Source organism: Aeromonas sp. 102P (genome assembly GCF_051920345.1).
GTDB classification, from domain to species: domain Bacteria; phylum Pseudomonadota; class Gammaproteobacteria; order Enterobacterales; family Aeromonadaceae; genus Aeromonas; species Aeromonas veronii.
Genome location: NZ_JBQBCZ010000001.1, coordinates 1,392,863 through 1,413,132, shown reverse-complemented (window position 1 = coordinate 1,413,132; position 20,270 = coordinate 1,392,863). Strand labels below are relative to the sequence as shown.

Annotated in this window: 20 protein-coding genes; 7 read left to right on the top strand and 13 right to left on the bottom strand. The window is 59.8% G+C overall.

Annotation, left to right across the window (positions count from 1 at the left end; all coding sequences use genetic code 11):
• Positions 1–120: 120 nt before the first annotated feature.
• Positions 121–1,092, top strand: a complete 972-nt coding sequence (gene ispB, locus ACTG1K_RS06775; RefSeq protein ID WP_219264851.1) for an octaprenyl diphosphate synthase — start codon at positions 121–123, stop codon at positions 1,090–1,092.
• A gap of 81 nt (positions 1,093–1,173) precedes the next feature.
• On the opposite strand, the gene ACTG1K_RS06770 is transcribed toward ispB, so the two are convergent.
• The 11 genes from ACTG1K_RS06770 to ACTG1K_RS06720 all read right to left on the bottom strand — a co-directional run bounded on the left by ACTG1K_RS06770 (position 1,174) and on the right by ACTG1K_RS06720 (position 11,982).
• A complete protein-coding gene (locus tag ACTG1K_RS06770; RefSeq protein ID WP_005349283.1) occupies positions 1,174–1,362 on the bottom strand; it encodes a DUF2065 family protein in 189 nt (62 codons plus the stop codon).
• Between the two features lie 105 nt (positions 1,363–1,467).
• Positions 1,468–2,352 carry a protease modulator HflC gene (gene hflC / locus ACTG1K_RS06765; RefSeq protein ID WP_005339038.1) on the bottom strand — a complete coding sequence of 295 codons (885 nt, stop codon included), beginning with the start codon at positions 2,350–2,352 and terminating at the stop codon, positions 1,468–1,470.
• Positions 2,353–2,355: 3 nt separating this feature from the next.
• Positions 2,356–3,507 (bottom strand): FtsH protease activity modulator HflK, encoded by a 1,152-nt coding sequence (hflK, locus tag ACTG1K_RS06760; RefSeq protein ID WP_005339041.1) that lies wholly within the window; start codon positions 3,505–3,507, stop codon positions 2,356–2,358.
• Between the two features lie 91 nt (positions 3,508–3,598).
• Positions 3,599–4,885, bottom strand: a complete 1,287-nt coding sequence (gene hflX / locus ACTG1K_RS06755; protein ID WP_440004987.1) for a ribosome rescue GTPase HflX — start codon at positions 4,883–4,885, stop codon at positions 3,599–3,601.
• Between the two features lie 63 nt (positions 4,886–4,948).
• Entirely contained in the window at positions 4,949–5,212 is a 264-nt protein-coding gene (hfq, locus tag ACTG1K_RS06750; RefSeq protein ID WP_005339045.1) for an RNA chaperone Hfq, read from the bottom strand.
• A 72-nt stretch (positions 5,213–5,284) separates the two neighbouring features.
• A complete protein-coding gene (gene miaA, locus ACTG1K_RS06745; protein WP_440004986.1) occupies positions 5,285–6,214 on the bottom strand; it encodes a tRNA (adenosine(37)-N6)-dimethylallyltransferase MiaA in 930 nt (309 codons plus the stop codon).
• Entirely contained in the window at positions 6,204–8,075 is a 1,872-nt protein-coding gene (gene mutL, locus ACTG1K_RS06740; protein ID WP_440004985.1) for a DNA mismatch repair endonuclease MutL, read from the bottom strand. Before mutL ends, miaA begins: the two co-directional genes overlap by 11 nt.
• A gap of 3 nt (positions 8,076–8,078) precedes the next feature.
• Complete coding sequence (locus tag ACTG1K_RS06735) at positions 8,079–8,258, bottom strand: hypothetical protein (protein WP_440004984.1); 180 nt, start codon at positions 8,256–8,258, stop codon at positions 8,079–8,081.
• Positions 8,259–8,274: 16 nt separating this feature from the next.
• Positions 8,275–9,963 (bottom strand): N-acetylmuramoyl-L-alanine amidase, encoded by a 1,689-nt coding sequence (locus ACTG1K_RS06730; protein WP_252656847.1) that lies wholly within the window; start codon positions 9,961–9,963, stop codon positions 8,275–8,277.
• A gap of 23 nt (positions 9,964–9,986) precedes the next feature.
• Positions 9,987–10,460, bottom strand: coding sequence for a tRNA (adenosine(37)-N6)-threonylcarbamoyltransferase complex ATPase subunit type 1 TsaE (gene tsaE, locus ACTG1K_RS06725; protein WP_005339056.1), 474 nt, complete (start codon positions 10,458–10,460; stop codon positions 9,987–9,989).
• A gap of 10 nt (positions 10,461–10,470) precedes the next feature.
• The gene (locus ACTG1K_RS06720; protein ID WP_103250446.1) at positions 10,471–11,982 is read right to left on the bottom strand and encodes an NAD(P)H-hydrate dehydratase; all 1,512 of its coding nucleotides are present in this window, start codon (positions 11,980–11,982) and stop codon (positions 10,471–10,473) included.
• 60 nt (positions 11,983–12,042) lie between these two features.
• Here ACTG1K_RS06720 and queG point away from each other — a divergent pair, with 60 nt between their 5' ends.
• Together queG and ppgK are read left to right on the top strand one after the other, a co-directional pair.
• Positions 12,043–13,197: a tRNA epoxyqueuosine(34) reductase QueG gene (gene queG, locus ACTG1K_RS06715; RefSeq protein ID WP_047436159.1), complete on the top strand. Its 1,155-nt coding sequence runs from the start codon at positions 12,043–12,045 to the stop codon at positions 13,195–13,197.
• A gap of 111 nt (positions 13,198–13,308) precedes the next feature.
• Positions 13,309–14,049 carry a polyphosphate--glucose phosphotransferase gene (ppgK, locus tag ACTG1K_RS06710; protein WP_005349265.1) on the top strand — a complete coding sequence of 247 codons (741 nt, stop codon included), beginning with the start codon at positions 13,309–13,311 and terminating at the stop codon, positions 14,047–14,049.
• A 104-nt stretch (positions 14,050–14,153) separates the two neighbouring features.
• Here the strand turns inward: ppgK and ACTG1K_RS06705 are convergent, their stop codons facing one another.
• Positions 14,154–14,609 carry a hypothetical protein gene (locus ACTG1K_RS06705; protein ID WP_144713716.1) on the bottom strand — a complete coding sequence of 152 codons (456 nt, stop codon included), beginning with the start codon at positions 14,607–14,609 and terminating at the stop codon, positions 14,154–14,156.
• A gap of 505 nt (positions 14,610–15,114) precedes the next feature.
• Between ACTG1K_RS06705 and metN the strand changes: the two genes are divergently transcribed.
• The 4 genes from metN to rfaH all read left to right on the top strand — a co-directional run bounded on the left by metN (position 15,115) and on the right by rfaH (position 18,215).
• Positions 15,115–16,158, top strand: coding sequence for a methionine ABC transporter ATP-binding protein MetN (gene metN / locus ACTG1K_RS06700; RefSeq protein ID WP_005339067.1), 1,044 nt, complete (start codon positions 15,115–15,117; stop codon positions 16,156–16,158).
• Positions 16,139–16,792, top strand: coding sequence for a methionine ABC transporter permease (locus tag ACTG1K_RS06695; RefSeq protein WP_005339070.1), 654 nt, complete (start codon positions 16,139–16,141; stop codon positions 16,790–16,792). Before metN ends, ACTG1K_RS06695 begins: the two co-directional genes overlap by 20 nt.
• Before the next feature lie 25 nt (positions 16,793–16,817).
• Positions 16,818–17,618: a methionine ABC transporter substrate-binding lipoprotein MetQ gene (gene metQ, locus ACTG1K_RS06690; protein ID WP_103250447.1), complete on the top strand. Its 801-nt coding sequence runs from the start codon at positions 16,818–16,820 to the stop codon at positions 17,616–17,618.
• Between the two features lie 96 nt (positions 17,619–17,714).
• Positions 17,715–18,215, top strand: a complete 501-nt coding sequence (rfaH, locus tag ACTG1K_RS06685; RefSeq protein WP_180993660.1) for a transcription/translation regulatory transformer protein RfaH — start codon at positions 17,715–17,717, stop codon at positions 18,213–18,215.
• 59 nt (positions 18,216–18,274) lie between these two features.
• Here rfaH and ACTG1K_RS06680 read toward each other — a convergent pair whose 3' ends face one another.
• Positions 18,275–20,251 (bottom strand): HAMP domain-containing methyl-accepting chemotaxis protein, encoded by a 1,977-nt coding sequence (locus ACTG1K_RS06680; protein ID WP_440004983.1) that lies wholly within the window; start codon positions 20,249–20,251, stop codon positions 18,275–18,277.
• Between the last annotated feature and the right edge of the window lie 19 nt (positions 20,252–20,270).

Sequence of the window (20,270 nt, the reverse complement as noted above, 5' to 3'; positions counted from 1 at the left end):
TATTTTGTGCGCATATCTGCCGCCGTGGATAAACGCCTAACTGTAACCCATTGTGAAATCGTGTAGAATCCCTGCCATTACTAAAATCGCAGTTATTGCTGCTGTCACGTTACGAGACTTATGGACCAACAGACTATCCGTGCGCTCTGTGCCGCCGACATGACGGCGGTCAATGAACTGATCCTGGCCCGACTCCAGTCCGACGTTAGTCTGATTAATCAGCTGGGTTTCTACATTGTCAGCGCCGGCGGGAAACGGATGCGCCCAATGCTGACCGTGATGGCTGCGCGTGCGCTGGGCTATGAGGGTGAGGATCACCTGAAACTGGCCGCCATCATCGAATTCATTCACACCTCTACCCTGCTGCATGACGACGTGGTCGACGAATCCGACCTGCGCCGTGGCAGGGAGACCGCCAACGCCATGTTTGGCAATGCCGCCAGCGTGCTGGTCGGTGACTACCTCTATAGCCGCTCCTTCCAGATGATGGCCGAACTCTCCAACCTGCGGGTGATGGAGATCCTCTCGGATGCCACCAACACCATCGCCGAAGGGGAAGTGTTGCAGCTGATGAACTGCAACGACCCGGATACCACCGAAGAGAGCTACATGACGGTCATCTACTGCAAGACCGCCAAGCTGTTCGAGGCCGCCACTCGCCTTGCAGCCGTGCTGACCCATCAGCCCGAGCCCGTCGAGCAGGCCATGACCGATTACGGCAAGTATCTGGGCACCGCGTTCCAGATCATTGATGACGTGATGGACTACTGCTCCCAGAGCGAAGAGATGGGCAAGAACGTCGGCGACGATCTGGCCGAAGGCAAACCGACCCTGCCGCTGCTGCGCGCCATGGAAGTGGGCACGCCGGAAGAGCGCCAGCTGGTGCGCGATGCCATCGAGCACCGCAACGGCATGGAGCATCTTGAGCAGATCCTCAGCATTCTCGATCGTACCGGCGCGCTGGAGTACTCCCGCATGCGTGCCAGGGAAGAGGCCGACAAGGCCATTGCCGCCCTCGCTATCCTGCCTGACACCCAGCACAAACAGGCGCTGGAAACACTGGCCCACATGGCCGTGCAGCGCAGTGCCTGAGTAAACGACATGCATGAAAAAAGAGGCCTTCGGCCTCTTTTTTATTGTCTGCTATCTGCTGGACAGTACATTGCGCCAGACTCAGCGACTGAGCATCCAGAGGATCACGCTACCCGCAACCACTAGCGAGCCGCCGATACGGCGCAACTGCTCCGGTGGCTGATCGCTCAGCAGCCGTAACATCTGCTGCCATGCCCTTGGTATCAACAGCGGGCCGAGCCCCTCGAACAACAACAGCAATCCCAACCCCATCAGCATGGATGTCAGCATCCGATCTCCTTCAATGCAACCAGCCCCTCGGGTCAACGGCTGGCATTGGCACCAAAAACAAAAGGGTCTGACAATGCAGACCCTTTGAATGTGACCTCGTGGCGATTACTGCTTGGTGCCGTGAGGAGACTTGAGGTAACGGAAGAACTCGCTGTCCGGCTTGAGCACCATCAGGTCGTTGCCACCGGCAAAGCTCTTGCGATAGGCCTCCATGCTACGCACGAAGCTGAAAAACTCGGGGTCTTTCTTGTAGCTGTCGGCATAGATCTTGGCGGCTTCCGCATCCCCTTCACCACGCAGTTGGCGAGCGTTACTCTCGGCGTCGGCGATCATGACGGTCACCTTGCGGTCGATATCGGCACGCAGGATTTCAGCCTTCTCGCGACCCTGAGAGCGGTGCTCACGAGCCACAGCGGTACGCTCGGCGCGCATCCGCTGGTAGATGGAGTTGGAGACTTCCACCGGCAGGTTGATCTGCTTGATCCGCACATCCACCACCTTGATGCCGAGCTCGGAGGAGCGCGCCATCTTCTTCAGGGCATCTTCCATCACGGTACTGCGCTCACCGGAGACGATGTCCTTGATGGTGCGGTTACCGATCTCGGAACGCAGACCGTTGTTGATCTTGCGCTTGAGCAGATCTTCAGCCTGCAGCTTGTTGCCACCACCGGTTGCCAGGTAGTACTTGGAGAAGTCCTCGATCTTCCACTTCACGTAGGAGTCGATGATCAGGTCTTTCTTCTCGGAGGTGACAAAACGGTCGGCCTGGCTGTCAATGGTCTGGATGCGGGCATCCATCTTGCGAACCTGGTCGATGAGCGGCACCTTGAAATGCAGGCCCGGCTCATAGAGGCGGGGTTCACCGGAGTCAACCCGCTTCACCTTGCCAAACTGCACCACAATCCCCTTCTGACCTTCATCAACGATAAAGACAGAGGAGAAGCAGACCATGGCCGCGACAGCGATTGCACCAATAGCTAGCTTTTTCATCTATCAGTTTCTCCCTGAGCTGAAGCGGTCACCGCTACGCAGCGGCATTGTCGGGGTAGAGTTGGCACCCTCGTTGGAAACGGGGACCTGCTCTGTGACCGGGGCGACAGTGGCACGATCAGACTGGGCAGCCTTCGGCTTGCCGGACAGCTTGTCGAGCGGCAGGTAGATCATGCTGTTGTTGCCAGCCGGCATGTCGACCACCACCTTGTTGGCCTGCTGATAGAGCTCTTCCATGGTTTCCAGATAGATACGCTCACGGGTCAGCTCGGGGGCAGCCAGATACTGGGGCAGCAGCTCGTTGAAGCGAGCAACTTCACCCTGGGCTTTCAACACGATCTGGGACTTGTAAGCTTCCGCTTCCTGCTCCAGACGCTTCACCTGACCACGGGCCTTGGGCTCCACTTCACGGGCATAGGCTTCTGCTTCACGAATGAAGCGCTGTTCATCTTCCTGAGCGGAGATGGCGTCATCAAAGGCGTCTTTCACCTCTTCCGGCGGACGCGCCGGCAGGAAGTTGACGTCGACAATCTGCAGACCCATCTGGTAAGGCTCGATGATGCCATCGATCACCTGCCAGGTCTCCTGACGCACCTTCTCACGACCGGTAGTCAGGACGTCATCCATCCGGGTATGACCCACTACATAGCGCAGGGCGCTATCGGTGGCCTGACCCAGACTCTCGTCGGCATTGGTCACGCTGAACAGATACTGCTCGGGATTGACCACACGGTACTGCACGTCCATCTCGACCCGTACCACGTTCTCATCCTGAGTCAGCATGAAACCGGAGGCAGGCAGGGAGCGCACGGACTCGACGTCCACCGGGATCACCTGATCGATAAAGGTCGGCTTCCAGCGCAGGCCCGGCTCGACAATATGGGAAAACTTGCCAAACCGCAGCACGGCACCACGCTCCGCTTCGCGAATGGTGTAGAAGCCGCTGACGACCCACACCACCACAGCCACAACCAGCGCGATGGAGATACCAAAGCGACCTACATCGCCGCCAGATTTGCCGCCACCAAACAAGCCACCGAAACGGCGACTCACTTTGCGCAGCATTTCATCCAGATCAGGGGGTCCCTGATTCTTGCCGTTATTCCCCCAAGGGTCACGGTCTTTGCCGTTGTTACCAGGCTCATTCCAAGCCATCAGCGTCTCCATTAATACATGCGGATGGATATCATCTCTATCGGGCCATCATACGTTGAGAAGCCCCTAAGGGTTCATCTTCATCAACGAATCAATGCCTGATAAAGCGTTGTAAACTCTCACCTTCCTGTTTCACGAGGCGGTTCCAGTCGGCCACTTGCAAGCGGACTTCCAGCACGAAATCACCCTCCTCGCTAAAACCTTCCTGCTCAATCCCTTTCAGCTGATAGAGCGCACTGCGCAATCTCGCGGCAGAAGGAGGCAACTGCAGGGTGTGATGCACCATGGAGCCAGCCAGCAATTCGGTCAGCGCCGTAAACAGATGCTCACAACCTTCACCACTCTGGGCCGACAACCAGACGCGCAACGGGCGCCCCTCGTCATCTCGCTCCAGACCTGCCGGACGATCCGCCAGCTTGTCGATCTTGTTGCAGATCATCAGCTGGGGCCTGTCATCGGCTTCGATCTCGGCCAACACCTGCTGCACGGAGTCGATATTCTCCTGCATCTGCTCATCGGCACAGTCCACCACATGCAGCAGCAGATCCGCTTCACGGGTCTCCTGCAGGGTCGCCTTGAAGGCCGCGACCAGATCATGGGGCAAGTGTCGAATAAATCCAACTGTATCCGCCAAAATCACATCACCCACATCCCGGATCACCAGTTTACGCAGGGTGGGATCCAGAGTTGCGAACAATTGGTCGGCAGCATACACGCTGGCAGCTGTAAGTTGGTTGAACAAAGTGGACTTTCCGGCGTTGGTATAACCAACCAGTGACACCGTCGGCACTTCGTTGCGGTTGCGGGCACGGCGTCCCTGCTCCCGCTGCTTGGCCACCTTGTCGAGCCGACGCAAAATCGCCTTGATGCGTTCCCGCAGCAGACGTCGGTCAGTTTCAAGCTGGGTTTCACCCGGGCCACGCAGACCGATCCCGCCCTTTTGACGCTCAAGGTGGGTCCAGCCTCGCACCAGACGAGTGGAAAGATGGCGCAACTGGGCCAGTTCGACCTGCAGTTTACCTTCGTGGGTTCGGGCGCGCTGGGCAAAGATATCGAGGATCAGGCCGGTTCGATCCACCACCCGGCACTGGAACAGACGCTCCAGGTTGCGCTCCTGGGCAGGGGTCAGGGCATGGTTGAAGATGACGACGTCGGCATCCAGCATCTGGACTTGGGACGCGATCTCTTCAGCCTTGCCACTGCCGACAAAAAATTTGGCACTGGGCGCACTGCGACTGGTGGTAATTACCCCCAGCGCATTGACTCCGGCCGAGCTCACCAACATCTTGAGCTCTTCCAGATCCTCCCGCTCACCCTCATCACTGAAGTTGACATGCACCAGAACGGCCTGTTCGCCAGCTTCATAACGGTCAAACAAGCGCTTGCTCCTTAACAGGAATCATGATGAATCTGAGTTGGCGAGTCGACTCGCCCAGGGATATCACGCCTCGGCATCACCCTGTTCATCAGCCGCGCCACCCGGAGTGGGCTGGTGATGATTGACGGCACGGGCCGGTACGACAGTCGAGATGGCGTGCTTGTAAACCATCTGGCTCACGGTGTTTTTCAGCAGGATAACAAACTGGTCAAAAGACTCGATCTGACCTTGCAGTTTGATGCCGTTCACCAAATAGATAGAAACAGGAATCCGCTCACGGCGCAGCGCATTCAAAAACGGGTCTTGGAGAGATTGCCCCTTAGCCATTTTTCTTTTCCTTATAGTTTGTTGTTTTTAAACACCGAATATCAATATAACAACCTGATTATACAGGGAGTGTCAAGCCGCACCAGCGCGAGCAAGCACGCGGTCGAGATTGCCAGACTCACCAGATTCCAACCAGGTCACGTCGGGCCAGCCGCGCAACCAGGTCATCTGTCGTTTTGCCAATTGGCGTGTGGCAACAATGCCACGATAACGCATCTCATCATACCCCACTTCACCGCACAGGTAGTCCCACATTTGGCGATAACCTACACAGCGAATAGAGGGGAGATCCGGAGTCAGATCGCCACGAGCCATCAAAGCCCGTACCTCCTGCTCGAAATCCCCCTGCAGCATCTTGTCAAAACGCTGTTCGATCCGCTGATGCAGCACGGCGCGATCGCTCGGCGCAATGGCAAACTGCTGCACCCGATAGGGCAGCCCCTCCCCCTGCACCTGCGTCAGCTCGGTAAGGGTCTTGCCGCTGATACGGTAGACCTCCAGCGCCCGGCTGAGCCGCTGCGGGTCATTGGGGTGAATTCGCGCCCCGGCCACCGGGTCAATGCGCACCAGCTCGTCGTGCAGCGCCTGCCAACCGAGGCGGGCAGCCTCTTCCTCAATCCCGGCACGAATGGCGGGATCGGCGGAGGGCAGCGGGGACAATCCCTCCAGCAACGCCTTGAAATAGAGCATGGTGCCGCCTACCAGCAGCGGAATGCGGCCGCGATCGGCGATCTCTTTCATCTCCCGCAGGGCATCCCTGCAAAAATCGGCCGCCGAATAGCTCACAGCAGGATCAAGAATATCGATCAGCCGGTGCGGGGCCCGCGCCAGCTCATCGGCAGTCGGCTTGGCCGTACCGATATCCATGCCGCGATAGATCAGCGCAGAATCGACGCTGATGATGTCGCAAGGCAGTGCCTGGCACAGTTCAATGGCGAGATCCGTCTTGCCGGAGGCCGTCGGCCCCATCAGAAAAATTGCGGTCGGCAAGTCACTCGCCATGTTCAAACTCCTCAAGCACAGCAGCCAGCGAAAGGGGGCGGACCATGCGAATGTCTGCCAGTTGGTCACTGAAATCGGTCACAAGTTCCGTCAGCAGACGACTGGCAGTTGAAAAATCGTATATCTTCTCGCGGCTTATCCCCTGCTCCACCAGCCATTGGCATAATACTTCAGCCTGCTGACCAACATCACTGTCAGATCCGCCCTCGATAATTTGCAGCAATTCGGGTAACAGACGCACCAGATCGGTCTGGCGCAGCAGAGCCGGCACCCGAGTCAGGATCATGGTGTCGCGCCCCCCGCTTTTCAACTCCAGCCCCATCCGTTTCAGCAAACGTTCCTGCTCGGTCACCAGTGCGATCAAATTCTTCGGCAATTTGAAGGAGACCGGCAGCAACAGTGGCTGGGCCGCCAGTCCCTGGCCCCAGGTCTCCAGCAGCCAGTGGCGTAGCAGCACCCGCTCGGCGCGCACCAGCGAGAGCAGCGCCAGCTGATTATCCCGCTCGATCAACAGGTAGGCCTGCTCCACCAGTGTCAGGGCGCGACATCCCCCCTGTTTGGGTGACGGCACCGTGTCGGTGGAATGTGCGGGAGCTGCCTCAGTCGCAGTTGCGATAGGCAGCGTAGTGAGCAGAGCGCCCATGCCGCGCATCGCCTCCCGACTCGGCGGCTCAGGTGGTTGATAATTGCTGGCTCGGCCAGCCCCACCGCCCCCCTCCCGCACCTGTGCAGGTGCCCGGTAGCTGTGCTCGGCACCGTACCACTCCGGGCGTGGCGCCTGACCGGGATATTCGATCTGCGGACTGACCGGCAACTCGACCAGGGTTTCGGCCAGCGGCGCGTCCTGATGAACGGCGCTGACCCCTTCGCGGCGGAGCGCAGTAAACAGCGCCTGAAAGATAAAGTCGTGGATGAGCCGCGCCTGATGGAAGCGCACCTCATGCTTGGCCGGGTGGACGTTGACATCCACCTGACGGGGATCCAGCTCGATATAGAGTACATAGGCGGCGAAGCGGTCGGGAGGCAACAACTCGTCATAGGCCTGACGAATGGCGTGGTTGATGAGCTTGTCGCGCATCATCCGGCCGTTGACATAGGTGTATTGCAGATCGTTTTGCGGTCTTGCCCCCTCCGGAGTCGCCAGCCAGCCCCACAGACGCACGTCGCTATGCTCGCTCTCCACCGCCAGCGCATGGTGCATGAAGGGAGTGCCGCAAACGGCGGCGAGACGTCGCTCCTGCTCCGGCACGCTATTGGCGGCCTTGTACTGGCGCACCACCTTGCCATTGTGGCGCAGGATCAGGGTGGCATCGAAGCGGGAGAGCGCGATGCGGCGCACCAGCTCGTCGATGTGGGCAAACTCGGTCTTTTCGCTGCGCATGAACTTGCGCCGCGCCGGGGTATTGAAGAAGAGATCCACCACCTCCACCGTGGTGCCCACCGGATGGGCCGCCGGCTTGATGGTGACGCTCATTTCGCGCCCTTCCGCCTGGGCTTGCCAGGCTTCGGACTGATCTGCAGTACGGGAGGTGAAGGTGAGACGGGAGACCGAGCTGATGGAGGCGAGCGCTTCACCGCGAAAACCGAGGCTGTTGATCCCTTCCAGATCATCCAGCGTGGCCACCTTGGAGGTGGCATGACGCGACAGCGCCAGTACCAGCTCATCTTTGGCGACACCGCAGCCGTTGTCACGGATGCGGATCAGCTTGGCGCCCCCCTTGTCGATGTCGATCTCGACCCGGTCGGCCCCCGCATCCAGGCTGTTCTCCACCAGCTCTTTCACCACAGAAGAGGGCCGCTCCACCACCTCTCCGGCTGCAATCTGGTTGGCCAGAATGGGTGGCAAAATACGGATCGGCATCATTTACTCCTGAATTTCTATCTTGCGGATGGTCAATCTCTTAAGGCTCCAGGAGGGCCATTCTACCACCTCTCCACCAACCGGAATCTGGTTGGCCAGAATCGGGGGTAATATACGGATCGGCATCGCTGGCTCCTGAATTTCAATCTTGCTGATGGCATTAGCTAACAGCGGGAGCGGCATCACCCGCTCCCGCGCATCAGTTTTGCGGAATGTAGAGCACCTGCCCTACCTGGATATTCCGCGACTTGAGCTTGTTGATCTCCACCAGCCGTGCCTGACTCACCCCATGCTTCTCGGCAAGGCGGGAGAGGCTCTCGCCCCGCTTGACCACATGGCGGATCATCTGCGACTTGTCGTCACTGCGAACAGGGGCGGCACTGCGGCTCTGCCCCTGCAGGGGGATATAGATAGTCTGACCAATCTGAATATCCCGGCTGCGCAGCTGGTTGATCTCCACCAGAGTGGACTGACTCACTCCATGCTTCTCGGCAAGGCGGGAGAGGCTCTCACCCCGTTTGACCACATGGCGGAGCATCCGCGATTTGTCATAGTCCCCCACACTGCTGACCGGTGCACCGCTCTCTTGCGCTGCAGCCGAGTAAGGCTTGATCACCCCGGCGCCAGAGCCGCTCCCAGCACCGCCGTCGCGGGCGGTGGCGGGCATCTTGTTGGTCACTACCGGCTGCGACTGTGCCTGCCTGGGCTGGTTCACCGGCTGCCGGGCTACCGGTGCAGGGCGAGTAGCGACAGGTTGGCTCACCTGCCCCTTGCCGGTCAGCATGGCCCCCTTGGTCGGGTGGGCGCGGTAGTAGTTGCGGATCCCCTCGAAGATGGCGCGGGCCAGCTGCTCCTGATAGCTGGCGGTAGCCAGCAGCTTCTCCTCCGCATGGTTGGAGATAAAGCCGGTTTCAACCAGCACCGAGGGAATATCCGGCGCTTTCAGCACCGCCAGACTGGCATGCTCCGGCGCCTTCTTGTGCAGTCGGGCGACCTTGCCCATGGAGCGCAGGATCTGGCGGCTGACGTCGTACCCTTCGGCACGGGACTTGTCCATGGATAGGTCGAGGAAGGTCTGCGCCAGATAGGGATTGGGATCGGATTCCGCCAACACCTTGCCGACACCGCCCAGCAGCTCGCCCTGCTTCTCCTGCTTCTCCAGCCAGCTGCCCATCTCGCGGTTGGCACGGTTGGTCGACAACACCCAGACCGAGGCACCACGGGGCGTGGAGTTGTGGAAGCTGTCCGCATGGACCGACACCAGCAGATCCGCCTTGGCCTTGCGGGCAATCTCGGAGCGCTTGTTGAGGTCGACGAAATAGTCGCCACGACGGGTCATCACGGCACGCATCCCCGGCTCGCGGTCGATCAGTGCCGCCAGCTTCTGGGAGACCGCCAGCGTCACCCGTTTCTCGTAGGTACGGCGCGGGCCGATGGAGCCCGGGTCTTCCCCGCCGTGGCCCGGGTCGATGGCAATCACCACTCCCTTGCCCTTGCCACCGACAGGCGTGGCTTGCACCGCTGCCGCCGAGCGCTTCTCTTCATAAGGCAGATCGATGACCAGACGGTGGCCATAGGGCCCGGCTGGCGCCAACGGAAAGACCACCGGCTTGATGGCGGAGCTGAGATCCATCACCAGCCGCAGACCGCCCTTCTCCAGCGGAGTGCTCTGGCGGATCTTGCGCACCAGTTCGCTGTTGTTCTCGATCCGCGCCAGATTGGCGGCGTTGCTCGCCCCTTTCAGATCGATCACCAGCCGATCCGGGCCGGTGAGGGTGAAATAGTTGAAGTTGGGGGCGCTGCTCATATCGAGCACCACCCGGGTGTTATCCGGTGATGGCCAGATTCGTACGCTCTTGAGCTGATTCGCCCAGGAGGGTAACGCCATCAAAGAGAGAGCAATAACAAGGATCAAGCGCACGTAGATGACAACCGTTCCAGAATGGCTTCGCCAATAGCAGTGCGAGCCTCTATCAGAACCTCGCGCTGCTCGCCTACATAAGTGAGGGTAATTTCCAGGTCGGGAGCCGGTAACCAGCCCTCGCCCTTCTCGGACCACTCCACCAGACAGAGTGTGTTGGCGGCAAAATAGTCCCGAATGCCCATGAATTCCAGCTCTTCCGGATCTGCCAGGCGATAGAGATCGAAATGGTAGACCTGCCAGCCATCGAGCTCATAGGGCTCGACCAGGGTGTAAGTCGGGCTTTTTACCTTGCCCTGATGGCCAAGGCCCTGCACCCAGCCGCGGGTCAGGGTGGTTTTACCGGCGCCAAGCGTGCCATGCAAAAACACTGTGGTCGCCTGCTGGCAGGCCTGTGCCAGACGGCCACCCAGTGCCACGGTTGCTGCCTCGTCCGGCAGTGTCATCATCAACTGTTTTGCCATGTTCTTCTTTTTAACTTGTAATGGTGTCGGGATTAACCAATTTGCGGATCAGCGGCAGCAAGTCTGACGCCAGCATGCCCCGCTCGCCGTCAGCGGCGGCCTGATCTGCAGCCTCGCCGTGGATCACGGCGCCCAGCCAGCTTGCCATGGTGGCAGACCAGCCCTGGGCCAAAAGGGCGGCGATTATACCAGATAACAGATCGCCCATCCCGCCACTTGCCATACCGGGATTGCCTTCACAACAGAGAGCAACCCGCTCGCCGTCATAAATAAGTGTTCCCGCCCCTTTTAACAACACCACACCGCCATAGCGCCGCTGCAGCGCCTGCACGGCGGCAAACCGATCGGTTTCAATCTCGGCAATGGTGCATCCCAGCAGGCGCGCAGCTTCACCGGGATGGGGCGTGAGCACCCAATTATCCTGATGGCGGGGAGATTGCGCCAGCCAATTCAATCCATCGGCGTCCAAAACCAGTGGCAGCCGGTCGGTGAGATAACGGGCGATTTGCGCGCTTCCCCACTCATCCTGACCGAGCCCGGGGCCAATGACCCGCACCGACGCCCACCCCTCGTCATCAGCGGTAGTGAGGCTCATCAGTTCGGGTTGATAGAGGCTGACCGGCGGATGTTCCGGATGCTGACACACCCGCACCAGCCCGGCCCCCGTCCGCAGGCAGGCACGGGCCGCCAGCACGATGGCCCCCTGCATGCCGCGATTGCCCCCCACCAGCAGCACCTTGCCATAAGAGCCCTTGTGGGAAGCGCGCGGGCGTGGGGTCAACTGCGCGCGGAGCAGTGGATAATCGATACGCCAGGCGGCGGGCAGCATAGTGTCATCAGGCGTGACGCCAAGGGGATCACAGTCGAGCCGACCGACGCAATCCACCCCGTCGCCGGTGAGCACCCCCTGCTTGATACCGATAAAGGTGAGGGTGCGAGTGGCCTGCACCACGGCCCCCATGGCACGGCCGGTATCGCCGTTGAGGCCGGAGGGGAGATCCACCGCCAGCACGGGCACAGCCAAGCCATTGATTGTTGCGACGATCTTTGTCAGTAGTGGCGAGAGGGGCGTGTTGACGCCGGTGCCAAGCAGGGCATCGACCACCAGATCCGGGGCGGAGTGCTGGTCCCCATCAAACTGCTCGGCCAGCCAGACCCGGCCACCGGCCGCCAGCCACTCATCGGCGGCCCGTCTGGCATCCCCCTTCAGCTGGTCGGGTGCTCTGGCGGCAATCACCACCACCTCGATGCCAATCTGGCGGGCAAGGCGGGCCAGCACATAGCCATCACCGCCGTTATTACCGGGGCCGACGAAAATCCACCAGCAGCGACTGTCGGACCAATGCAGGGTGGCATAGGTGCGCAGCGCGGCACCGGCTCGCTCCATCAGGGCATAGAGAGGTTGCCCCTCTCGCGCGGCCCAGTTGCGCTCCAGTGTGCGGATCTGTTCAGTCTGCCACAGCCCCTGTGGTAAACTGCCCCCCTCTTTTGTGCCCAACGCGCCCCTGATGATCTCTACCATGACGGCTCCCGCCTCTTATCAATCGACCCACGCCAGCAAACGCCAGCCAGGCCAAGCCGCATGAGCGCTCCTGACTTCCACCAGCTGGCCCACGATATCAAGCTCTGGGCACGGGAGCTAGGATTTGACCAGGCGGGCATCACCGACACCGACCTGCGTATCGAAGAGCCGAGATTGCAGGCCTGGCTGGATGCGGGCTATCACGGCAGCATGGATTACATGGCGCGCCACGGCATGATGCGGGCGCGCCCCCACGAGCTGCTGCCGGGCACGGTGCGGGTGTTGTCGGTGCGGATGAACTACCTGCCGTTCGAGGCGGGCTTTGCTGCCACCCTGCGCGATCCGACCCTCGGCTATATCAGCCGCTATGCCCTCGGCCGTGACTACCACAAGGTGCTGCGCAACCGGCTCAAACAGCTGGGTGATCGCATTGAAGCGCGCTGCGCCGAGCTGTTTCAAGGCACTGAAGAGACCTTGGGTGAGTGGCGCCCCTTCGTCGACTCCGCCCCCATCCTCGAGCGGCCACTGGCAGCCAAGGCGGGCCTAGGCTGGGTTGGCAAACACTCACTGCTGCTCAACGAATCGGCCGGCTCCTTCTTCTTTCTCGGTGAGCTGTTGCTCAACCTGCCGCTGCCGCTCGACCAGCCAGTGGAGAAGGAGCAGTGCGGCAAGTGTGTCGCCTGCATCAACATCTGCCCGACCGGCGCCATTGTCGCCCCCTATGTGGTAGATGGCCGCCGCTGCATCTCCTATCTCACCATCGAGAATGACGGCCCTATTCCGGAAGAGTTCAGGCCCTTGATGGGCAACCGCATCTACGGCTGCGACGACTGCCAGCTTATCTGCCCCTGGAATCGCTACGCAGATGCCAGCCCGGAACCCGATTTTAGCCCCCGCCCCAGCCTGCACCGCCCGCCCCTGCTGGCGCTGTGGTGCTGGAGCGAGAGCGATTTCCTCAAACAAACCGAAGGGAGCCCGATCCGCCGCATCGGCTATCAACGCTGGCGCCGCAATCTGGCAGTCGCCCTTGGCAATGGCCCGGCGACCCCCGAGGTGATCGCGGCCCTGCAACTGGGGCTGACCACCGCCGAGCCCATGGTGGCCGAACATATCGAATGGGCGCTGACCACCCTTGCCCGGCGTCAGGATGAAGAGAACAAGAAGACCCGTTTGCTGATCCGCTGCATCGAAAAAGGTCTGTCGGATCACGCATAAGTGATCTGCCCCTTGCCGGATTGCAGCACTTTTTTCATGCTCTGCCGACCTGCAGTGCCCATAACAGCGTGGTCACTGCAAACTGGTCGGCACACAACAAGGACAACACAGATGCATATGTTGGGAGTGGATATTGGAGGCTCAGGGATCAAGGGCTGTCTGGTCGATACCAAAACCGGCGAATTGATTGGCGAGCGCCATCGCATTGCCACACCGCAACCGGCCACCCCGGCCGCCATCGCCCATACCCTCAAGGCGCTGGTTGAACATTTTGACTGGAAAGGGCCGGTAGGCTGCGGTTTTCCTGCCACCATCCACAACGGGATTGCCAAGAGTGCCGCCAATATCGACAAGAGCTGGATCGAAACCGATGCCGAGCATCTGTTTGCCGATGTCACCGGCAAGCCCTGCTATGTGCTGAATGATGCCGATGCCGCCGGTCTGGCCGAGATGCGCTTTGGCGCCGGCAAGGATCGCAAGGGGGTCATCATCCTCATCACGGTCGGCACCGGCATCGGCACCGCCATCTTCGTCAACGGCCATCTGCTGCCCAACACCGAGCTGGGCCATCTGATGCTGGAAGGAATGGTCGCCGAGCACTACTGCTCCGATGCGGCGCGCAAACGGGAAGATCTCTCCTGGAACCGCTGGGGCAAGCGTTTCAACAAGTATCTGGCGCGCCTCGAGTTTCTCTTCTCCCCCGACCTCTTCATTCTGGGGGGCGGCAGCGCAGCCAAGCTGGATAAGTTTGTCGATCGCATCGAGACCCGGGCGCCGCTTATTCCGGCGGCCAGCCTCAATCAGGCGGGCATTATCGGGGCCGCCCTCTACGCGGCCGAGCAGCAGGGCTAACCGACGCTCACTGCAAGTCAGCAGATACCAATGGAAAGGGCCCGGCACTGCTGCCGGGCCCTTTTGTTTGGCCGTCATCTTGCGAGTTTGGCGCTTATCACCCGCTACATGTCGTCGAGTCGGTGCACTCCGTGCACCAGTCGGGTCAGGCGGGTCTGCTCCAGCCTGGCCAGATTCTCGAGCAAGGCGGTGGTGGCCGGTGTCGGGCACTCCCGGGCCAGATGACTCAGCTCGCCCACCAGCTGCTCTTCCCAGCGGCATACCTGAGTGACGATATCCTGAGTCTGGACTGATGCCGGCAGCTCGAAGCGGGTAATGGCAGGCAGCATATCCTCGCTGAAACTCTGGTTCAGCCAGGTCTCCCTGACCGCATCTCCCAGCTGAGCGGTATATTCGTGCAGATGGGCACTGGCCGCATCCTCACGCCCTTGCAGATAGACCAGCAACATCCGGCTGCGTTCGCTGTCCACCTGACTGGTCAAACGCCCGTAACAGAGTCCGAGCTGGTGATGAACCTGCTCAAGATAGTGCAGCAACTCTTTGATCTGTTGGAATCTCATCGCACTGCCCTCCATGTTTGTCGACAACATCAGTATAAAAAACCGGCGCCACCGACCCAATCCCTATCCGAGCCCCCCTTGCGCTGCATCAAGGTTGACGCCGACAAAGTGACGGTCAGGTGATCCGGTCGAGAATAGGGAACGCTTTGTGCAGCAATTTGTGTAACGATGGAGGAGCATTAAGCTCGACAGCAGATGTGAACAGAAACGGGCTGGCACACTAATAAAACCATCATATACCCGATATAAACCATCTTTAATTCGGTCATATCCCGTATGGACGAAACAGGATCTGGCAGAGCAACAATACCATCCTGATCGTTATCCGCCTGACAGAAATCCTTATCACTTTTTTAGACGTCTAGACGTAAAAACATGCGTTGACATGGCCATCCAGACATCTTAGCATCATCCTCCATGATGACAGAGTAACCCAGTGGAACCTCTGCCCAATTTCCCTGCCTGTAGCGCCCTGTGCTTTAAGGCTGTTAGCACGGAAGAATCCATGATTAAGTTGATCGGTCTCAACAAAGTCTACGGTACAGGCAGTGACGCCGTGCACGCCCTGCGTGATGTGAGTCTGCATGTACCCCAAGGCAAAATTTTCGGGGTGATCGGTGCCTCCGGTGCCGGCAAGAGTACCCTCATTCGTTGTGTCAACCTGCTGGAGCGCCCGACAGAGGGTCAAGTCATCGTTGATGGCCAGGATCTGGTCGCCCTGAGCGAACGGGATCTGACCCAGGCTCGCCGCCAGATCGGGATGATTTTCCAGCACTTCAACCTGCTTGCCTCCCGCACCGTGTTTGCCAACATAGCCTTTCCGCTGGAGCTGGCAGGCTGGAGCAAAGAGAAGATCCAGCAACGGGTTGCCGAGCTGCTGGCGCTGGTCGGGCTGGAAGCCCGTGCCCAGGCCTATCCGTCCGAGCTTTCCGGCGGTCAGAAACAACGCGTCGCCATTGCCCGCGCACTGGCACCGGCCCCCAAGGTACTGCTCTGTGACGAGGCCACCTCTGCTCTCGACCCGCAGACCACCCGCTCGATCCTGACCCTGCTCAAGGAGATCAACGTCAAGCTGGGGCTCACCATCCTGCTCATCACCCACGAGATGGATGTGGTGAAGGGGATCTGTGACGAAGTGGCCATCATCAGCGACGGCCGTCTGATCGAGCAGGGCGAAGTGGCCTGGTTCTTCAGCAACGCCAAAACCCAGCTGGCACGTGACTTCATCCACTCAACCATCCATCTGGAGGTACCGCAGGAATATCAGGATCGGATGAGCAGTGAGCGGGTGCCGGGCAGCTACCCGCTGGTGAAGCTCGGCTTTACCGGCAGCACGGTCGATACGCCGCTGATCTCCGAGGCGAGCCGCCGTTTCAACATCGACATCAGCATTCTGAGCGCAGACATCGAATACGCCGGAGGCGTCAAATTCGGTTTCCTGCTGGCCGAGCTGTTCGGGGATGAAGCCCAGTGCGAAGCGACCCAGCAGTTCCTTATCGACAACCACATTCAGCTGGAGGTAATGGGTTATGTCCGAAGCCATGATTAATCTGCTCATCACGGCCCTGGGCGACACCCTGATCATGGTGTTTGCCTCCGCTCTGTTCGGCTGCCTGCTGGGTCTGCCGCTCGGCGTGGCACTGCATGTGACCAAGGCGGGCCAGATCCTGGCCAACCCCTTGCTCAACCGTACTCTGGGCATGGTGGTCAACGTGGGTCGCTCGGTGCCCTTTATCATCCTGCTGGTCGCGATTATTCCGCTGACCCGGCTGATTGTCGGCACCAGTATCGGCACCATCGCCGCCATCGTGCCGCTGACCGTCGGTTGCATCCCCTTCATCGCCCGTCTGGTGGAAGGGGCCCTGATGGAAGTGCCGGACGGCCTGCTGGAGGCGGCCAAGGCGATGGGCGCCAAGCCATTGCAAATCATCACCAAGGTGCTGCTGCCCGAGGCCCTGCCCGGCATCCTCAACAGCGTCACCATTACCCTCGTCACTCTGGTGAACTACTCGGCCATGGCCGGGGCCATCGGTGGCGGTGGTCTGGGGGATGTGGGTATTCGTTATGGTTATCAGCGCTTTGACCCGACCGTCATGCTGGTGACCGTGGTTATCCTGGTAGTACTGGTTCAACTTATCCAGAGCGCGGGTGAGCGCCTGGTCAACAAATGTGATCATCGTTAATCGTCGATTTCTGACAGGAGGTTTTATGAAATTTGGCATCAAATTCGTTGCGGCAGCCCTGCTGGCTGGTCTGGTTCTGGCCGGTTGCGGTCAAAAAGAAGAGAGCAAGGTTCTGAAAGTGGGCGCTATTGCCGGCCCCGAGACCGAACTGGTTGAAGTGGCTGCCAAGGTCGCTAAAGAGAAATACGGTCTGACAGTCGAGGTGGTCAACTTCTCCGACTACGTCACCCCGAACGTGGCGCTGAACGATGGCAGCATCGACGTCAACGCCTTCCAGCACAAACCCTATCTGGATGCACAGGTGCGTGATCGCGGCTTCAAGCTGGTTCCGGTTGGAAACACCTTCGTCTACCCGATCGCCGGTTACTCCAAGAAGATCAAGGCGCTGAGCGAGCTGCAAGATGGCGCCCAGATCGCGGTACCGAACGATCCGACCAACCTGGGTCGCTCGCTGATCCTGCTGGCCAAACAGGGTCTGATCACCCTGAAGGATGGCGCCGGTCTGGAAGCGACCGTGTTGGATATCGCCAGCAACCCGCGCAACTTCAAGATTGTGGAACTGGAAGCAGCACAGCTGCCCCGTTCGCTGGAAGATGTGGATCTGGCTATCATCAACAACACCTTCGCCGGTCAGATTGGTCTGACCCCGACCGAGAACGGCCTGTTTGTTGAGGACAAAGAGTCCCCCTACGTCAACCTTATCGTCGCCCGCGACAACAACAAGGATGACGAGAAGGTCAAACAGTTCGTACAAGCTTTCCAGACCGATGATGTCTACAAGAAAGGTCTCGAGCTGTTCAAAGGCGGCCTGGTAAAAGGTTGGTAATTGCTCACTCGGCAAAAAAGGCCACGCAATGCGTGGCCTTTTTTATTGGCGCCGCTATCATATCCGCGAGCACGGCAACACGAACATACTCATAACATGAAAAAATGGTATCTGGCCTACTGCAAGCCAAAAGAAGAGGCCCGCGCCCGCGCCCACCTCGATGCCCAGGGTATCGAATCCTATTACCCCATGGTGGAGATCGAGAAGCTGCGCCGGGGCAAGCGAGTTCCGGTACGGGAACCCATGTTCCCCAACTACCTGTTTATCTTTGTCGATCTGGAAGAGGTGACACCGGTCACCCTGAAATCGACCCGCGGCATCAGCCGGATCATCCACTTTGGCAGTGAATGGACCCCCATCAGCAGCAAGCTGATCTATCAGCTGATGAGCCGCGATGATAGCGACGAGGCGAGAGCCAGCTACGCTAACCTGCCCTGCTCGGGCGACAAGGTGCTGATTGAAGAGGGGCCGTTGGCAGGTTTCGAAGCCATCTATATGGAGCCGGATGGAGAGAAACGGGCAATTTTGCTGGTCAGCCTGCTCAACCGGGAGACCACCAGCAGCTTCGACAACCACACCTTCAGACGTCTGGACTAAACCCACGGGCCAGACGGCCCGGTGAATGGCAATAGCAATGGCGGGATGATCCCGCCATCTCATGCATCAAGATCAAAGCGGGCGATGACCGCCTTCAGCTTGCCGGTATCACCAGCCAGTCTGGCTACGATCTCCTCCCCCTGCTGACTGCGCTGACAGGATTGCCGACTGAGCGCGGCAATGTCGTCGACCGTCCCGGATACCTCGGCGGCCACCCGCGACTGCTGCTCGGTTGCCACCGAAATGGCCTCCAGCTGGCCCGACTGCGACTGTACCAGCTGGTTCATGGCACTCAGGGTATCTGTCACCAATCCGACAGCATCCCGCCCTTGCTCCACCAACCGGGTTCCGCTGCTGACGGTACTCACCGTCTGGCGAGTCTGCTGGGAGATGGCCGCAATAGTCTGGCTGATCTCGGCAGTGGATTGATGGGTGCGGGTCGCCAGCTGGCGCACCTCATCGGCTACCACCGCAAAACCGCGCCCCTGCTCGCCTGCCCGCGCCGCCTCGATCGCCGCATTGAGGGCCAGCAGGTTGGTCTGCTCCGCAATGGTGGCGATCACCTCGGTGATCTGCCCCACCTGTTCACTCTGATGCGCCAACAGCCCCATGGCCTCGTTGGCCTGTCCAATCATGGCGGCAATCTGCTGCATGGTATCGCTCATTCGCGCCAGCGCGGCCTCTCCCTGACGGGTCTGCTGCCGCACCTGATGGGCTCCATCCGCCACACCGGCAATGTTGCCAGCCACATCACGAGCACTCACTGACATCTGATCGATAGCCGCCGCCACCGCATCGACCCGCTGATCCTGCTCCGTCAGGTCCGCCACTATGGCTCTGGTAGTGCTGCCCACATCGAGACAGGCCACCTCGACCTGCCCCACAGCCCCCTGCAACTCCCCGACCAGATGATGTAACTGGGCAGACATCCGGTTGATGGAACCGGTCAATTCTCCCAACTCATCCTGCCCTGTGATTGGCAAGGGCTCGGCCGCCAGCCGGCCATCCGCAACCTGCCCCGCCCGGGTCACCAGACAGGCAATGTCACGGGTCAGACGGCGACTAAAGAGCCATGCGACCAGCATGCCAAGCACGATGGCGCTGCCGGTAGCCAACAGTAATGTCTGGTTGATAGCCCTCCCGGCTCCGGTCATCTGCGCCGAAATCTGATCCACCTCGGCACGGGTTTTCCCCACCTGCTGGACCAACTGCTCGCTGAGGCTGGACTGCATCGGCTCGATGTCGGTGGCCATCAGGTAGTTTGCCTGATCCCAATCCGGTGCCTGGCGCTTCTCGATCACCTGCCCCACCAGCTCGGAGAAAGGGGTCGCCATCTCTTCAAACAGCTGCCAGAGGCTCTGCTGGGTGTCGGTAAAGAGCGCGGCTTGCTGCTTAACCTCAGCCACCCGCTGCTGATGAAACTGGTAGTAATCCTGATATTTTCTGCGGTATTCGGGATCGCCTGAGATAAGAAAATCCCTCAGGGCAGAGAGGGCGTTGGCGAGGCTGTTATAGGCATCTCCCACCTGTTTGAGCAGCATGCGGCGATCGCCGGAGAGTTGATCCTGCGGAGTGCCAACTTCTTCATTGGCAAATGATTGCAACTGATCGAGCGCCGCCTCCGCCAGCGGCCCCGCCTCCTGCAGCATCAGGGTGTGAGCGGGCAGATTCTCTTCACTCTGGGCGATGGTCCACACCTTCTCCTGATGGCTTTTGAAGGTCTCGAGAGACTTGGCGAGCGCCGGACTGAACGCCTGATGGGCAATAGCCTGCCAAGCCGACTCCCACTCCTGCTTGAGACGGGAAGCCTGAGCCGGATCCTTGCCGAGGATCAGATAGCCACGCAGGGCAGAAACGGTGGCAACCAGCGCCTTCTGGCTCGCCTCATCCCGCTGCAAAGCGGGCAGCGCCTGCTCCAGCAGGGTGTGTTGGGCCTGATTGATCTGGGTCAGCCGGTAATAGACCAGCGTGGAGGAGAGCAGGATCAGCAGGTTGATAAAACCGAAGCTGAGCAGCAACTTGCTTGAGATTTTCATGAACATCCTTGTTCAAACG

Bases quoted from the DNA above. Each gene is read 5' to 3' on its own strand.
- ispB (WP_219264851.1), top strand. From the start codon at position 121: ATGGACCAACAGACTATCCGTGCGCTCTGTGCCGCCGACATGACGGCG.
- ACTG1K_RS06770 (WP_005349283.1), bottom strand. From the start codon at position 1,362: ATGCTGACATCCATGCTGATGGGGTTGGGATTGCTGTTGTTGTTCGAG.
- hflC (WP_005339038.1), bottom strand. From the start codon at position 2,352: ATGAAAAAGCTAGCTATTGGTGCAATCGCTGTCGCGGCCATGGTCTGC.
- hflK (WP_005339041.1), bottom strand. From the start codon at position 3,507: ATGGCTTGGAATGAGCCTGGTAACAACGGCAAAGACCGTGACCCTTGG.
- hfq (WP_005339045.1), bottom strand. From the start codon at position 5,212: ATGGCTAAGGGGCAATCTCTCCAAGACCCGTTTTTGAATGCGCTGCGC.
- miaA (WP_440004986.1), bottom strand. From the start codon at position 6,214: ATGGCGAGTGACTTGCCGACCGCAATTTTTCTGATGGGGCCGACGGCC.
- mutL (WP_440004985.1), bottom strand. From the start codon at position 8,075: ATGCCGATCCGTATTTTGCCACCCATTCTGGCCAACCAGATTGCAGCC.
- ACTG1K_RS06735 (WP_440004984.1), bottom strand. From the start codon at position 8,258: ATGCCGCTCCCGCTGTTAGCTAATGCCATCAGCAAGATTGAAATTCAG.
- ACTG1K_RS06730 (WP_252656847.1), bottom strand. From the start codon at position 9,963: ATGGCGTTACCCTCCTGGGCGAATCAGCTCAAGAGCGTACGAATCTGG.
- tsaE (WP_005339056.1), bottom strand. From the start codon at position 10,460: ATGGCAAAACAGTTGATGATGACACTGCCGGACGAGGCAGCAACCGTG.
- ACTG1K_RS06720 (WP_103250446.1), bottom strand. From the start codon at position 11,982: ATGGTAGAGATCATCAGGGGCGCGTTGGGCACAAAAGAGGGGGGCAGT.
- queG (WP_047436159.1), top strand. From the start codon at position 12,043: ATGAGCGCTCCTGACTTCCACCAGCTGGCCCACGATATCAAGCTCTGG.
- ppgK (WP_005349265.1), top strand. From the start codon at position 13,309: ATGCATATGTTGGGAGTGGATATTGGAGGCTCAGGGATCAAGGGCTGT.
- ACTG1K_RS06705 (WP_144713716.1), bottom strand. From the start codon at position 14,609: ATGAGATTCCAACAGATCAAAGAGTTGCTGCACTATCTTGAGCAGGTT.
- metN (WP_005339067.1), top strand. From the start codon at position 15,115: ATGATTAAGTTGATCGGTCTCAACAAAGTCTACGGTACAGGCAGTGAC.
- ACTG1K_RS06695 (WP_005339070.1), top strand. From the start codon at position 16,139: ATGTCCGAAGCCATGATTAATCTGCTCATCACGGCCCTGGGCGACACC.
- metQ (WP_103250447.1), top strand. From the start codon at position 16,818: ATGAAATTTGGCATCAAATTCGTTGCGGCAGCCCTGCTGGCTGGTCTG.
- rfaH (WP_180993660.1), top strand. From the start codon at position 17,715: ATGAAAAAATGGTATCTGGCCTACTGCAAGCCAAAAGAAGAGGCCCGC.
- ACTG1K_RS06680 (WP_440004983.1), bottom strand. From the start codon at position 20,251: ATGAAAATCTCAAGCAAGTTGCTGCTCAGCTTCGGTTTTATCAACCTG.